A 15,366-nucleotide genomic window follows, 5' to 3' on the forward strand; every position below is an offset into this window, starting at 1 on the left:
ATTCCCACGCCTTGCCCGAACAACCGAAGAAAATCGACTATCAAACCGTTTTTTATGAATAACCGTCATCATTGAGCTACACTGGTGTAATGTGACCAAAAAACAACCATTAAAAACCTCTTGGTGAAAGTTATGGATAACAAAGAAATTCAAGAGCCCGCGAAAAATAAAGATATTGTGACGGTAATCAGTGAAACCGATGAAAGCGCAGAACCCAGCTCGCGCTTCTCAAGAAGACGCTTTATACGATCCGCAGCCATAAGTTCGCCAATACTACTCTCGATAAAAAGCCCATCAGCTTGGGCTGGCGGTTACAACAGCTCATGCAGCATTACGAGTTGCATGTCAGGTAACGCATCACATCCTCAAGGTTGTCAGGCCCCTCCCAAAAAACCCGATTATTGGGAGAAATGTTTACGCGGAAAAAAAGAGTATGAATCGGTAAGAAATGAACTGAACAAGCATGGGTGTTATCACTCTACCGCTTTCCATTCAATCTTCTCTCACAATATGGACAGATGGCAGCGTAACCAGCAAATCTGCAAAGATTGGAAATTTAAAGTGAATGTGCGGATGTCGGATGACCCATCACTTCTTCAAGCAATAGGAGGAGATACTTGTAATTTGTATGTTCAATTTAAGCACGTCGATCGTAAGAAAAGTAAAATTACCGTGAACCTGCTTGGCCATAACGCACCCGGTTTTCATAAGAACCTCTTATGTGGTTACTTCAATGGCGTATTCCACCCCACTCCTGTGAACTATATTTGCGATTCGAACACGGTTAGAAATGCGTTCATCCTTGCCCTAAATTCGTCGATTGATCATATCCTTAGAGATTTAGATAGAGGATGGTTTAGAAGTAGTGACACGAAAAAATATGCTCAGCACATGTCTAAATTAGGTAAAGATCTCAATACATGGGATGACTATTGGAATTATTAGCGAGGCGGTTTCCTTATCAAGAACATGAAAGTACAGGTTAATAAAGCGTTTTGTATTGATGATTGCGTGTTTGCAGACGATAAAAAAGCCGTCATTTTCAGCCCGTTTACATCTGAAACTCTACTTTGTGATCGTATCGTACTCGATTTTTTATCATCACTCATTAACGCAAAAGGACAACGCACGACCCTTAATGATCTTATGGACAAGAGGCACGAAAGCCTAAATGAAATAACAGAAAAATTGGTTTCAATGAGGATAATTTTACTCAAGGAGTGAGTGGTTAATGTTCCTTAAAACAGAAAAACACCTACTGAAAGTGGGTGATTTTACATTTGAAATTGAATCAAATGTTTCCTCAATACACGATTACCTATTTAAACACTATCAACACAACTTATGCCACCACGACGACCCGTTTATCGATTTTTCTATTTCGATAAAACACGGGACTTGGTTACGTCGATTCCTAAAACCACAGGTTGAGTTTTTCTTTAACCACCTCAAACCATTTAAGCCCCTACCTTTGGATCAGGCTCATGCACTATTGGAATGGGGTATGAATTGGGTCATATCCACCCAAGCCCATCAATATCTCATTATTCATGCCGCCTCATTAGAAAAAAACGGCAAAGGAATCATCATTTCGGCCCCATCAGGCTCAGGGAAAAGCACGCTATGTGCTTACTTAGCGTCGCAAGGCTGGCGATTACTATCTGATGAGCTGGCATTAATCGACATTCAGACACTAGAAATGCACGGTATGGCAAGGCCGATGAATTTAAAAAATCAATCCATTGAAGTCATGCGGCCATATTATGATCAAACCAGTTTCAGCAAAGTTGCGGTCGATACTCACAAAGGTACCGTGTGTCTATTAAGGCCACCTTTTGAGAGCACTAAAAACGCCCAGCAAACCGCCTTCCCTCGTCTATTGGTTTTCGTAAACTATACCCCCAAAGAAAAGATGTTTATTGAGCCAATAGATAAACCCACCGCATTAACAGAGGTAATACAAAACAGTTTTAATTTTGGGATGTTAAACACAATAGGATTCCAGTGTGCAAAGAAGCTCGTAAAGACATGTGACGCTGTTTATATTGAATACAGCGATTTTGAAGCATGTGAACTCGCATTAACTGAATATATGGAAGAAAACAATCACTGTGAACAAGCTAGTTGATGTACTCAATAACCCAGAACTACTGATAAGCCTTTCGCAAAGGGAGCTCTCTATTGTGATTGCAGAGGCTCGGTATTTCAACATGCTTGCGCAGCTTCAACAAGAATGCCAACGACACGGAATTTGGGAATCATTACCGAAAAAATGTCAGCAGCATCTCGAGTCTGCAAGCTTGTTTTATCTAAACCAACAAAAAAAATTAAAAGAGGAAGTTGAAGAAATTTCACGCGTGCTCTCCCCACTAAAAGTAACGTGGATCTACCTAAAAGGAGGTGCCTACCACCTCAATAAGATGAACCATTTTGCTGGCAGAATGATGAATGACCTAGACATTTTGGTTGAGGAAGATGCTTTACCAAGCGTCGAAGCGGCGCTGCATGCTAACGGCTGGATTTCATCGGACATCAACAGCTACGATGAAAAGTTCTACCGTCATTTATCACAAGAAATACCACCTTTGCACCATATTTATCGCCAAGTTGAACTCGATGTTCATTTTAATATTTTACCCAAAACACTAAAAGATCCTGTAGATGGGCGATTCTTGTTCAAGCAATCCACCCCGCTTGAACAGCATCAATACCAAAAAGTTCTTAAACCTCATGCGATGTTGATTCATAGTGCCATTCACTTGTTTTATGAAAGTGAATATCACAAGGGCCTAAGAGATCTCTACGACATCAATATTCTCGTGAAACATTATTCAAAAAGCCCCTCGTTTTGGGATGATATTATCAAGCTCCATCATGAGATCGGGAATGAGCAGTCTGTTTACCTAGCGCTTCGATACTGCCATCAAATCTTCAACACAGAGATACCAAGACATGTTCAACATTATTTCAATGAATTCAAACCTAATGCAGCTTATCTTCGACTATTAGATTTCTGTTTTTTAAGTATCTTCACTTCCATGTACCCCCCTTTAAGGAATAAGCGTCACTGGTTTTGTGAAACCGTGCTGTATTTAAGAGGCCACTTAAAAAGAATGCCACTGCGTTTACTCATTCCACACTTAACGAAAAAGTCACTCGATAAATTAAAAACAAAGGAAGAAGTCCATGACCTAATATGATCGGTGGTAAATGCTGGCTGAGTAGCTAATCATATCAAGGCATGAATTAAACCAGATAAACCATTTGTGAAATACCGCTAATGAATAGCAATCCCCAAAACTCATTCGATAATGATGCCCAACCGATCGTCGCCAAATACCAAATCAAATAAGGGGTAAGAATGGCACAGGCAGAACAGCAGAAAATACGACGAGACCAATCGCCAACAAATCCATTTCAATATTCCTGTCTGAATAAAATAAAGGCTCCAAGATGGAGCCTTAGATGATGCGAAAATCCAATTAGCGATTGAGTTCAGCAAGGGATTCAATGCTGATAGCATCATGCCGCCAGTACTCAATATCGCAGTCAATCAGCTCCCCATATTGGTTGTAGTTGATACGCTCTACCACCATTGCTGGCGTACCCGATGTCGCGCGCAGTGCCTGAGCCATTTCACCCAACAAGGTACTGGTTGAAATGCGATAGCGAATCTTTTGATAGGTCACACCATAGTGATCGCGATAGATATCCGTCAGTGAGTTCGACAAATCGTGGGCTAACAGATTTGGAAACAACTCTGGGCGAATATAATTTGTTACGTACACCACAGGTCGATCTTCAAGGTAACGAACACGGTCGACGCGATACACATCAGAGAAAGGCTGTAAGTTCAGCAAGCGGGCTGCCAGTTTGTTTGCTAACGTTCCTTTCGCTGCCACCAACTCCGTTTTTGGCACACGGTTTTGCGCTTTTGCCATATTAGGGAAGTTTAGCGTTTGTGTTGGGTCGTAACGTAATGGCTCCGGAGAGATAAACCAACCTCGGCGATCTTCGCGATAGATTCGACCTTCGGCTTCCAGGAGCGACAGCGCTTCGCGCAAAGTAACACGCGTGGTATCGAACGACTCCGCCAGTTTGCGCTCTGCTGGCAGTTTTTGACGCGGCGATAGCATGCCCGCTTCAATCTGTTCAACAATCGAATCTTTAATTTTTACGTATTGCACGAAGTGTCCTTATCTTTTTCGCCAAGCTTGTGTGCGATTCTCTAACAATTTACCCAAAGTCATCTGAACAATCTTCGCAATTGCGGCAGCAATCATGATCATCACCGCCATTGCCGCAGCAGCGCCAGTTTGACCTGCATCGTCCATATTCAGAATCGAGACCGAAGCCGGAATCGTATCGGTTGAGTAAAGGAATACTACCGCAGAAGTGGTGGTCAATGCATTAACAAACAAGTAAGTCGCAATGTCCAAAATTGCAGGAAAACACACAGGTAATGTCACTTTAAAGAACAACTTGTATTGAGGAAGCTTCACCGATGCTGCTGTGGCTTCAATCTCCGATGGCAACTGCTTTAGCGCTGTCAGTGCTGTCATATGACCCACGGTGTAGTAATGCACTACCGTGTTAATCACCAAGAATGCCATGGTGCCATAAAGCACATTCAGAGGATTGTTCGCGTCATTAAAGTAAAAGATGTAACCCAAGCCAAGCACCATACCCGGAACTGCCATTGGAACCACGCTAAGCATTTGCATCACGTGGCGAATTGGACCAAACGCACGCCCTTTCTCAATGCAGTAAGCACCGACAAAGATGATAGCTGTACCAATAACCGCCGTCCAACCTGCCAGCGTTAGTGAGTTGAAGAATGGACTCCAACCGTAAGTGCTCATTTCGGCAAAGTTGTAGTTGTTTAGCGTCAGCGCTTTGTTCCAAGGCCAGAACGTAACTAGCGAGCCATACACTGCCATGCCAAGCACTGCCAGCACTGCGATAGAAATGATGCTGCAGTAAACCAAACAAATGCTGTCGCGCGCTTTGTTAGGATCTGGCTGATAAGGCACCGAGCGTATGTCGAATAAGCTCTTTTGTTTTTTCTGTACCCAACGGTCTGCGCCGAACGCCATTACCGCAGGGAATAACAACATAATGCTAGTCACCGCCCCCATAGCAAAGTTTTGTTGCCCTACCACTTGCTTGAAGATGTCAGTCGCCAGAACGTTATAACTGCCACCAATTACTTTAGGCACACCAAAATCCGTGATAACTAGCGTAAAGACCACGATAAGCGTACTGATCAAACCGTATTTTGCCGCAGGTAACGTCACCATAAAAAAGGTTTTCATTGGTGAGGTTTTAAGTGCTCGGGCGGCCTCATACAAACGAGCATCTGAAGTGCGCAGCGAAGTGGTCAAAATCATCAGTGCATGTGGAAATGTCCAGAAGATCAATCCCATCGAAATACCAATAACACCATAAATCGAGTTACCAAGTAGCATCTCTTTGGCAATACCTTGATTACCAAATAAAAAGATAAGGCTGATCGCCGGCAGTAGAGAAGGCGCAAGGATCGGCGCGGTACCTAGAATTTGAAACAAGCCTTTAAACGGCATACAGGAACGAGTCAGCGCGTAGGCATAACCAAAAGCAAGCACACCCACTACCGAGGTCACTATTACGCCCAAAGTAAAGGTGTTGCCCAACGACACCCACAAACTTGAAGAGGAAAAGTAAGTCGCAAAGTTAGCCAAACCGACAAATTCACCATTGGCATTTTGCACACTCTTAGTCAACATTGCCCAAAGCGGCATTAAGATGAACAGCACCATCATGCTCGACAAGCCAGCAAGCAAACCAAACAACACAAGGTTGTCGCGGCTGACACGTCCGAGTAAGGATTTTGCTTTATCTTGAGTGGTGAGGCTATTCATCGTCATTGTCTTCGCATCCATGTTTACACCTATACCACTAGTGCTTTATCAACAGAGGGGATGGCGTAACCATATAACCCTCTTTCCGCAAACTGGATGTAACGTACATCACCAGCTTGAATATTGAGTTTCTGTACTGTTTCAACAGAGACATCAATCACAATCGTTTTTGCTGACAGGTCGTTTTGCAATACACAGTCAATACGGAAAAACGCACCAAGAAACTCCGTTCCCGTAACACGCACGGGTAAAGAGTTTGAGTAATTTTCAACGAACTTGATGCTTTCAGGACGCACAGCAAGATCAAAGCGGTCACCACGTTGAATCTTACGATTGGTCAAACTTGGCGCTGGCATCAAGGTTTCTGCAATGCGCACTTGGGAGTCCGTTGCGACTGAGGTTTCAATAAAGTTCATGCTGCCGACAAACTCAGCGACAAAGCGCGTGGCTGGTTGTTGGTAGATCTCTTGTGGCGTACCGACTTGCTCAATCACACCATGATTCATCACGACAATACGGTCTGCCATCGACAGCGCTTCGTCCTGATCGTGAGTGACCATGATGGTGGTGATGCCAAGCTTACGTTGCAGCTTACAAATCTCGTCACGTAAGTGAACACGTACTTTTGCATCTAGCGCTGACAGCGGCTCATCAAGTAACAGTAGACCCGGTGACAACGCTAATGCACGAGCCAAAGCAACACGCTGCTGCTGACCACCAGAAAGTTGGTTAGGAAATTTCTCGCCAGAGGTTGGAAGACCAATGGTTTCTAGCCAGTAGTCCACCTTCTCTAACGCTTCTTTGGTCGACATACCTTGGTTCTTCAAACCCACCGCAATGTTCTCTTGTACAGTTAGGTTCGGAAACAGCGCGTAAGATTGGAACACGATGCCGAAATCGCGCTTCTCTGGGGGTAGGAATGTGGTCTCTTGACCGTTTTGAAAGATTGCACCAGATGTTGGTAGGTCTAAACCTGCAATGGCACGTAGCAGAGTGGTTTTACCGCAGCCAGAAGGTCCAAGGAAACAAACAAACTCGCCTTTTTCAATCGCTAGCGAGATTTTCTTTAATGCAGTGAACTGTCCGAATTGCTTCACTACATTTTCAATATATAGGTAATGTTGGTTAGTTGACATAACACACGCTCCAAATGGTATATACCAAATTTAATTTTGAAGTGTTACGTTCCAATGACAAATTGATAGCCAGAAGATGACAAATAGATGAAGAAAGATAAGGTTTGGTCAAGTGGTAATTAGAGATCCCCGACTCGCTCCTCCGTCGCTCTCAAGAATGACGTTGTGAGTGTGGATAGAAGCTCCCAACTTTCTTAAGTCCGTCATTCCAGCAAACCTAGGTGAGACTAGGAATCTACTTTCAACAAACTCTGAAATAACAGAGAAAACAAAAAATCCACCTCAACCGAGGTGGATTTCAACATTCAACTCAAAGCAAATTCAATTAAGACTTTGGCTCAGATTTCGCATCAAACTTCTCAGACCATGCCGCTAGAATTTCTGCACGCTTTCTGCCCATTTGCGCAAAGTCCATCTTCGCCATGTTCTCTTGAACGTTTGGGAAGTTAGATACGGTCGCTTTCACTTCTTTATGTGCCACCACTGGGTACATTTCTACGTAAAGCTCGTTTGCCGCTTTAGAGATTGACCAGTCGACAACACGCTTCGCTTTATCTGACTCTTTTACTAGACCAACCGCTTCTGATTCCCAGCCGATGCCTTTTGGTGTGATAACCGCTAGTGGTGCGCCTTGTGTTTTCAGCTTGGCGCCGCGACTTGCCATCGAAATACCGATAGCTACTTCACCCATACCCGCTTGAACACATGGCTTAGAACCCGAGTGCGTGTAGTGTGCAATGTTCTTGTCTAAGTCACGCATGTAGTTCCATGCCTGATCTTCACCCATGTTTTGTAGCCAAGCAGAAACCTGCATGTAGCCAGTGCCGGAAGAAGCAGGGTTCGGCATTGCAATGTGGCCTTTGTAAACCGGCTTCGTTAGGTCGTCCCAAGACGTTGGTTTAGGCAAGTTAAGTTGCTTCGCTACCGCTTCGTTGAAACAGACTGCGTTAAAGGACGCATCGTTACCGAACCAAGCTTGGTTTGACTGAGGGTCGTTTAGGTTCGTGTGCAGCTCTTCCAAACCTTTTGGTGTGTAATGCTTAAGAAGACCTTCGTCTTTAAGCAGTGCCATTGACGAGCCAGCAAGACCCCAAACCACTTCCGCTAGAGGGTTGTTCTTTTCTGCCAGCAATTTCGCCGTCATGATACCGGTTGAATCGCGAACCCACTTAATCTTGATATCTGGGTTATCTTTCTCAAACGCAGACTTGTATTTCGCAAGAATGTCAGTTTCGAAAGCGGTGTAAACCGTGACTTCCTGTGCTGCCATGGCATTCGTAGCTAGCAGAGAGACAAGTGCAGCCAGCGATCCTTTCATCAAACGGTTTTTCATCATTTTCTCCAGTTAATTTGGCTAAGTTCTTATTTGGTCTGTACCAGCTGACAATAGCCACCCTACTGAGCTTTTGTGACGAAATCATGACCATTAAATGGCAGTTTTACGAAAATTAACGATGAATAATCGTTAAATTGATCCGCCATTTTCTGGATATTAAAGTTTTATGAATTTGGAGATTCGCCTATTTACTGCCCTTTTCTTCCTCGTTAGAGTGAACTTGAATTTTGGTGTAGACCAATTGACTTATTCTAATGGAAATCGAGATGAAAAATGAATACCTACTACTGACTCCAGGTCCTCTATCTACTTCTGAAACGGTACGTGAGGCCATGCTAAAAGACTGGTGTACTTGGGATGATGAATACAACAAAGACATTGTAGAAGTGATCCGCACTAAGCTTGTAAAACTGGCGACTCAACAAGACGGCTACACCAGCGTACTAATGCAAGGTAGCGGCACCGCATCAGTAGAAGCGACAATCGGCAGCGCCATTGGCAAAAATGGAAAGTTGTTGGTTGTCGACAACGGTGCTTACGGTGCACGTATCGCTCAGATCGCTGATTACCTAAATATTCCATGCCATGTCGTTTCCCCAGGCGAAACATCACAGCCACACTTGAATGAGGTGGAAACTGCATTGGCATCGGATCCTGCTATCACACACGTGGCGATTGTTCACTGCGAGACAACGACTGGCATGCTGAACCCAATTGAGGCATTTGCTTCTACTGCAAAAGCACACGGTAAAGTAGTGATTCTCGATGCCATGTCGAGCTTTGGTGGTATTCCTATTGATATCGCAGAACTAGGCATCGATTTTATGATCAGCTCTGCCAATAAATGTATTCAAGGCGTGCCGGGCTTTGGCTTTGTGATTGCGAAACAAACTGAGCTAGAAAAGTGCGAAGGTCAGGCACGTTCTTTGAGCCTTGATCTTTACGAACAGTGGCACTGCATGGAAGTGAACCACGGCAAATGGCGTTTCACGTCTCCAACGCACACGGTTCGTGCTTTCTATCAAGCATTGTTAGAGCTAGAACAAGAAGGCGGCATTGAAGCTCGTCACAACCGTTACCAAACTAACCAGAAAACCCTGGTTGCAGGTATGCGATCTTTGGGTTTCGAACCTCTACTGAATGATGACCTTCACTCGCCAATCATCACTTCTTTCTACTCTCCGACGCACAGCGATTACCAATTCAAAGCGTTCTACACGCGTTTGAAAGAGCAAGGTTTTGTGATTTATCCGGGTAAGGTATCGAACGCAGATTGCTTCCGTATCGGCAACATTGGCGAAGTTTACCCAGCAGATATCGAGCGCTTAATCGGTGCAATTGAAAAAGCAATGTACTGGAAAGTTGCGTAAAGCAGTTTGCTGATTGAGAGAGCGTTATGACTCAGAATATCAAACCGACCCATTTCCACAGCGAAGGCGATGTCAACACGACACTGGCGCGCCAAGCTTGGAATGCATCGATGGACGACGAACGCACGCAAGCATTATTGAAGCGTGATTCAGAGGTCTTTCTTCATCAAGCCATGTCGACGCCTTGCTTAGATACATTAGAAGCAGCAGAGGGTATCTACATCCAAGATGCCACGGGCAAAAAGTACATGGATTTTCATGGCAATAATATTCACCAATTGGGCTACGGTCACCCGCATGTAATTAAACGTGTGCAAGAGCAAATTGCTAAACTGCCGTTTTCACCACGTCGTTTTACCAACGAGACCGCGATTGAATGCGCCGAAAAACTCACCCAAATCTGTGGCGGCGAATTGAACCGCGTGTTGTTTGCTCCGGGTGGCACATCTGCCGTGGGCATGGCACTTAAATTGGCACGCCACATCACGGGCAACTACAAGGTGGTGTCGTTATGGGACTCCTTCCACGGCGCATCGCTAGATGCCATTTCAGTCGGTGGCGAAGCGTGTTTCCGTCAAGGCATGGGACCATTGATGGCGGGTGTTGAGCGCATTCCACCTGCGGTGTCTTATCGTGGCGCTTTCCCAGTCGCTGACGGTAGCGATGTGCATTACGCCGATTACCTTGAATACGTAATTGAGAAAGAAGGTGGCGTGGGCGCGTTTATCGCGGAAGCGGTTCGCAACACGGATGTTCAAGTGCCAAGTAAAGCCTACTGGAAACGCATCCGTGAAATCTGTGACAAACACAATGTCATGCTGATCATCGACGACATACCTAATGGCATGGGTCGTAGCGGCGAATGGTTTACCTACCAAGCCTACGACATCGAGCCAGATATGCTCTGTATCGGTAAAGGCTTGGGCGGTGGCTTAGTGCCTATCGCAGCCATGATAACCAAGAACAAATACAACACCGCCGAGAAAATATCCATGGGTCACTACACTCATGAGAAAAGCCCTATCGGTTGTGCTGCGGCACTAGCAACCATGGAAGCCATTGAACAAGACGGCTTGTTAGATAAAGCCAAAGCCAACAGCCGGTTCATGCGTGAAAAGCTGCTAGAAATGAAAGCCAAGTACCCTGTGATTGGTGATGTACGCGGCATCGGCATGTTGTGGGGCATTGAACTGGTTACTGACCACGAAAGCAAAGCTCGCGCGTATGACGAAGCGGAAGCTGTGCTGTATCAATGCCTCAACAATGGCATGAGCTTTAAGGTATCGCAAGGCAATGTGATTCAACTCAGCCCACCGCTGATCATCACTCGCGAACAACTGACAGAAGCATTGGCGATCGTTGAAGAAGCGATCGCCAAAGTGTGTAAAGACTTTGACTACTTTTAGGGTCGATAGACCTCAACGAAAAACCCATTTATTCAGAGCGCTGTTCCAACATTTGGCCAAGCACTCTGGCAAGCAAGAAAAAGGATTGAACATGAGCAACTCACCAATTCAAGCAGTGATCTTTGACTGGGCTGGCACTATCGTCGATTTCGGCTCTTTCGCGCCAACTAGCATCTTTGTGGAAGCGTTCAAGCAAGGATTTGATTTTGATATCGATCTTGAAGAAGCGCGCGAGCCAATGGGCCTTGGTAAGTGGGATCACATCCAAGCGGTGGGTCGACTCCCTACGGTTGATAAGCGTTGGAATGAGAAGTTTGGTCGCTCAATGACCAGCGAAGACATCGACGCTATCTACGCAGCATTTATGCCTCTGCAAAAAGCAAAAGTGGCTGACCACGCAGAGCCAATTCTCAATGCGATTGAGGTTGTGAATGGCCTGAAAGACAAAGGCATCAAGATCGGCTCTTGTTCTGGTTACCCTCGCGAAGTAATGGACGTATTGATTGCAGTTGCAGCGGATTACGGCTACAAACCAGATTACGTAGTAGCAACGGATGACCTGCCTCAAGGTGGTCGCCCTGCACCATTTATGGCACTAAAGAACGTAATTGAGCTGAATGTTACCGACGTTAATGCGTGTATCAAAGTGGATGACGCTGCACCGGGCATCGAGGAGGGTCATAACGCTGGGATGTGGACTGTTGGTCTGCTGCTTTCTGGTAACGAAGCGGGTCTGACTTTTGAAGAATACCAAGCAGCAGATGAAGAAACGCTTAATGCCGCTCGTGAAAAAGCACGTGCAAAATTACTCAAGAGCTCGCCACACTACCTAATCGATACTATTGCCGACTTCCCAGAAGTGGTTGCGGATATTGAACGTCGCCTAATGGCTGGAGAGCATCCATAAGAGTAATTTCAAGCTTCATACACTTAAAACTTGCTTGGAGAATGAAGAATATCAGCGGCACTTTCTAACATGGAAGTGCCGAACGTAACGATATTAATATCTCCCCATCAACCAGAAAACATATCTATTCTATTTTTAAACGTCTAAAGCAGCACTCCATTGATGCAGTATCTCAACAGAGGTGTCCTCATAGAGACAAACTCTGTTCCATCTGGAAGCGCCATAATCATTGTCGAAGTTTTCGACGTTTACGAAAAGTGCAGCTTTAATGCGGCCAACACACGCTGGTCGGTCAGTTCATCTTCTGCTATGGGTTCAATATCTAACTGGATAAGCTTCTTTTTCACCTCTTTGGCTTCTCTGGAGAAAAATAGCGTAGGCAAATGCGCGTAACTACCCGTTATGGCCTTATTTTCGGACTTCGCATACTGCGCTGTCAGCGCGAAAATACGGTTTTGAACGTCGGCAAGGGATGCCAGTGACGTGACTTCAATGGCAAACGGCAAAAACCAGTCCAAATTATCGCGACGGTATGATGTCATGGGAGCTTCCAACTCATGCGTGTGGCCTTTCGAGTTCACCAACTTCGCTGCCAAAACCATCGAGGCATCGATCACTTCAACATAATCAGGGAGCATGTCATTTGCTTTAAAACGTGCGACATTTTCAGGTGTCAGAACCAATGGCAGCTCGGTACATCCTAAAACTACTTTCTTAAACGACGAACGCGACGCTTCATCACAGATCACGTCGCACAGTAGTTGTTCCGCTTGGGGAGTGATTTGTGATGTTTTGATGCCGAACTCAGTATTGTAGATGGCTTCCATCACTTTTAGCTGATTTTCGTCACATGGCGAGAAAGACGACACACCGCATTCCGCTAATGCCTGTTGGTACAAACCCGATTCCATCAAGCTCGTCACGCCCATCACCAAAATGTCTTCCGTTTGCCCCACCTGTGTCGCAGCCGTTTCTTTCAACATATCGACAAAAGGAACCGGAATATCGGCGATGATCTCACGGAATAATTCATGCGCGCTATTGCATGCCAAGCCCATTACTGTAGACCCCAAGTGCTGCATCAAACGCAATGTATAAAGTGCGGTATCGTATTTTCGTTGCTCTGGCGGATCGGTTGGCAACCATTTTAGCGCCACCTCTTCTGGCTTATAGGCAAGGCGAGAATTACCAAACACCACGTACTCGTGTTCTGTGTGTTTTGGATCGTGAGCGATTTTATTAACGAGATCGACCATCGCTTCATTACCTAAGCCACCAATAATTCCAATTCTTTGTTTCATTATTTTTCCTATTACGACTTTTCGGAGAAAGCCACAAGAAAACCAGCCTAGAGAAAAGCACAAAATGGGCTTCCGAAAGCTCATTGTTACCGCCAAAGTGGTGTGGGCTGGTGTTGGCGAATCTCCTGGGGAAAATGATGCCGAGAACAACGACGGAATATGGCTATTCACCTCGCTCGTACATCTTCATGTCGATTTTACACACGTAAAATCAGTGACCTAGAAAATTCGAAACTACAAGAGTGAGCCAGATCAAAAATACGAAATCGCGAACATCAGTCAACCAGCTATAAGAACAGCAACGCTATCTGAACAATCAAACGTAATACGCAGTCGAACTTATCTCTGCCCTAAAGGCATATTTGGTTACTTTCCGTCATATACAGGAGGTGCACTACATGGCGGCAACGCTGCCGCCTGTCGCTATTTAGATTTATCTCTGTTGGGTTAGCGCGATGTACTCTTGTTGCGCAGCCTGTAAGTCCTCTGCAAATTGTTTATCTGCCTTTAACTTATCAAACACTATGTGCGCCACTTTCTTCCCTGCTTCCACATCGCTCATCCAGTGTGCGTTGCAAACAACTCGACTGTAACCATAATCCGCACCTCGCTCTGTCAGTGCTTTTGCATCGTTTGGTGCAATTGCTGCCGCAACGAGTGAAACCCCATAGCCTGATGCAGTATGACCAGATGGGTACGACCCATCTTTAGATAGGTAGTCTTCGGCATAGGGCGTACAAGATGGTAAGCCGTTTACTGCAAATGGGCGAGCTTTGTCGTAGTGCTTTTTAGAGTCTGATGTCGCAAGACCAAAAGAAGCAATGCTACGTCCCAAAACGGTATACATCGCAGGTGCGTATTCTGCAGTAATCTTCACGCCTAAGACATCACCATATATCTTGGCAAAGTATTCCGGAGTGATACGTGCATCTTGTGTCGCTTGAGCCATTCTCGCTGGATCATCAACGGAAAAGTCGATAGCCCCAACACGCTTGTCTTCGATATCTTGTTTGCTTCCTTCTTCTGGTGGCGGTGCAATCAAATCTATTGTGTGTACCGTTTCAATGTATGGCTGGTAAAACTGATAGTTTCCGTAGTTGATACGTTCAAGCGAATTGATGTCTGTTGGCGCAGAGAGCACGTGAAATGCAGGTAAAGTGAGCGCTACGCAAATTAGAGCTTTCTTCATTTACTTTCCCCCAGAATTAAAGATTTCAGGATTATTCTTAACAACTGAATCCAATACTATCTATAGCCCGATGCCCTTTCGAGTAATAACGATTATTCCTAAAAGTTAAGGCTAGTTACACTAAACTGGGATAAACAATATTTGTTCAAATGGAACGCTCAAAAATGTTAGGAGTAACAATCCTACATTTCTGAGTTGTACTTCAATCCTATTTGCGTGAAGACTGATTAGTGGAAGTATCGTGATCGTATAATGAGATGAGAAACTCTGCCATCAAGCCAAATTCATTGCACTTTAAACCAAAAATACTAAGCGTTGGTTGTTTCAAAGTCATAGTTCATCAAGTAGCCATTTGACCAAGTAGGCTTACTGGATGTAAGGTCGTTGACTATATTAAAAACAAAATTAACACGTTGATTAAAGGCGACTTATGCACATTAAAATCATGGAAGAAAATGACTCGTTGGCATCAGAGGCTTCCACGTTTTGCAAATGGATTCGACAATCATATCCTGATGTAACAATTTCAACTCCCGAAAACAAAGCAAGATACCAACTCAATGATCACTCTTTGCTGTTACCGTTCGTTCAACTCTTTACGTCACCTGACCTTGTTAACTATCTAAACCTTGTCCATGAATACATGAGCTTTAAATTCCGTGGTTCGATGAAGTCAGATATGAACACTATCGAAGTATGTGCTGAGGTTACTAATGGGCCAAATGGTGAGTCCAAGCGATTCCACTTCAAAGGTACAGCTGATGACTACTCGAAGACAGTAAAGAAATTCGACCCTAATACATTCTTCAATGGTAACTAGA

Annotated in this window: 13 protein-coding genes and 1 pseudogene; 7 read left to right on the forward strand and 7 right to left on the reverse strand. The window is 44.8% G+C overall.

Features of this window, described 5'->3' with window-relative positions:
* The first annotated feature begins 132 nt into the window (after window positions 1-132).
* From KHN78_RS21190 to KHN78_RS21200, 3 genes are all read left to right on the forward strand, one after another.
* A complete protein-coding gene (locus KHN78_RS21190) occupies window positions 133-945 on the forward strand; it encodes a hypothetical protein (RefSeq protein ID WP_210205278.1) in 813 nt (270 codons plus the stop codon).
* Between the two features lie 286 nt (window positions 946-1,231).
* On the forward strand, window positions 1,232-2,128 hold the full coding sequence (locus KHN78_RS21195; protein WP_210205279.1) for an HprK-related kinase A: 897 nt from the start codon (window positions 1,232-1,234) through the stop codon (window positions 2,126-2,128).
* Window positions 2,112-3,200 (forward strand): nucleotidyltransferase family protein, encoded by a 1,089-nt coding sequence (locus tag KHN78_RS21200; protein ID WP_210205280.1) that lies wholly within the window; start codon window positions 2,112-2,114, stop codon window positions 3,198-3,200. Before KHN78_RS21195 ends, KHN78_RS21200 begins: the two co-directional genes overlap by 17 nt.
* Before the next feature lie 49 nt (window positions 3,201-3,249).
* Here the strand turns inward: KHN78_RS21200 and KHN78_RS21205 are convergent.
* The 5 genes and pseudogenes from KHN78_RS21205 to KHN78_RS21225 all read right to left on the reverse strand — a co-directional run.
* A pseudogene (locus tag KHN78_RS21205) lies at window positions 3,250-3,375 on the reverse strand (multidrug transporter); the annotation flags it as partial.
* 107 nt (window positions 3,376-3,482) lie between these two features.
* Window positions 3,483-4,187 (reverse strand): phosphonate utilization transcriptional regulator PhnR, encoded by a 705-nt coding sequence (gene phnR / locus KHN78_RS21210; RefSeq protein WP_210205281.1) that lies wholly within the window; start codon window positions 4,185-4,187, stop codon window positions 3,483-3,485.
* Between the two features lie 9 nt (window positions 4,188-4,196).
* On the reverse strand, window positions 4,197-5,921 hold the full coding sequence (locus KHN78_RS21215; protein ID WP_210205282.1) for a putative 2-aminoethylphosphonate ABC transporter permease subunit: 1,725 nt from the start codon (window positions 5,919-5,921) through the stop codon (window positions 4,197-4,199).
* Window positions 5,922-5,929: 8 nt separating this feature from the next.
* Window positions 5,930-7,036, reverse strand: coding sequence for a putative 2-aminoethylphosphonate ABC transporter ATP-binding protein (locus KHN78_RS21220; RefSeq protein WP_210205283.1), 1,107 nt, complete (start codon window positions 7,034-7,036; stop codon window positions 5,930-5,932).
* 325 nt (window positions 7,037-7,361) lie between these two features.
* The gene (locus tag KHN78_RS21225; protein ID WP_210205284.1) at window positions 7,362-8,372 is read right to left on the reverse strand and encodes a putative 2-aminoethylphosphonate ABC transporter substrate-binding protein; all 1,011 of its coding nucleotides are present in this window, start codon (window positions 8,370-8,372) and stop codon (window positions 7,362-7,364) included.
* Window positions 8,373-8,638: 266 nt separating this feature from the next.
* Here KHN78_RS21225 and phnW point away from each other — a divergent pair, with 266 nt between their 5' ends.
* The 3 genes from phnW to phnX all read left to right on the forward strand — a co-directional run bounded on the left by phnW (window position 8,639) and on the right by phnX (window position 12,055).
* Window positions 8,639-9,742 carry a 2-aminoethylphosphonate--pyruvate transaminase gene (gene phnW / locus KHN78_RS21230; protein WP_210205397.1) on the forward strand — a complete coding sequence of 368 codons (1,104 nt, stop codon included), beginning with the start codon at window positions 8,639-8,641 and terminating at the stop codon, window positions 9,740-9,742.
* A 26-nt stretch (window positions 9,743-9,768) separates the two neighbouring features.
* Window positions 9,769-11,148: an aspartate aminotransferase family protein gene (locus tag KHN78_RS21235; RefSeq protein WP_210205285.1), complete on the forward strand. Its 1,380-nt coding sequence runs from the start codon at window positions 9,769-9,771 to the stop codon at window positions 11,146-11,148.
* A gap of 91 nt (window positions 11,149-11,239) precedes the next feature.
* The gene (gene phnX, locus KHN78_RS21240) at window positions 11,240-12,055 is read left to right on the forward strand and encodes a phosphonoacetaldehyde hydrolase (RefSeq protein ID WP_210205286.1); all 816 of its coding nucleotides are present in this window, start codon (window positions 11,240-11,242) and stop codon (window positions 12,053-12,055) included.
* A gap of 248 nt (window positions 12,056-12,303) precedes the next feature.
* Here phnX and KHN78_RS21245 read toward each other — a convergent pair whose 3' ends face one another.
* Both KHN78_RS21245 and KHN78_RS21250 read right to left on the reverse strand, forming a co-directional pair.
* The gene (locus KHN78_RS21245) at window positions 12,304-13,356 is read right to left on the reverse strand and encodes an aspartate/glutamate racemase family protein (protein WP_210205287.1); all 1,053 of its coding nucleotides are present in this window, start codon (window positions 13,354-13,356) and stop codon (window positions 12,304-12,306) included.
* Window positions 13,357-13,789: 433 nt separating this feature from the next.
* Window positions 13,790-14,545: an acid phosphatase gene (locus KHN78_RS21250; RefSeq protein WP_210205288.1), complete on the reverse strand. Its 756-nt coding sequence runs from the start codon at window positions 14,543-14,545 to the stop codon at window positions 13,790-13,792.
* A 430-nt stretch (window positions 14,546-14,975) separates the two neighbouring features.
* On the opposite strand from KHN78_RS21250, the gene KHN78_RS21255 reads away from it, so the two are divergent.
* A complete protein-coding gene (locus KHN78_RS21255) occupies window positions 14,976-15,365 on the forward strand; it encodes a hypothetical protein (RefSeq protein WP_210205289.1) in 390 nt (129 codons plus the stop codon).
* Window position 15,366 lies beyond the last annotated feature (1 nt).

The organism is Vibrio sp. B1REV9 (assembly GCF_905175395.2).
GTDB lineage: Bacteria > Pseudomonadota > Gammaproteobacteria > Enterobacterales > Vibrionaceae > Vibrio > Vibrio alfacsensis.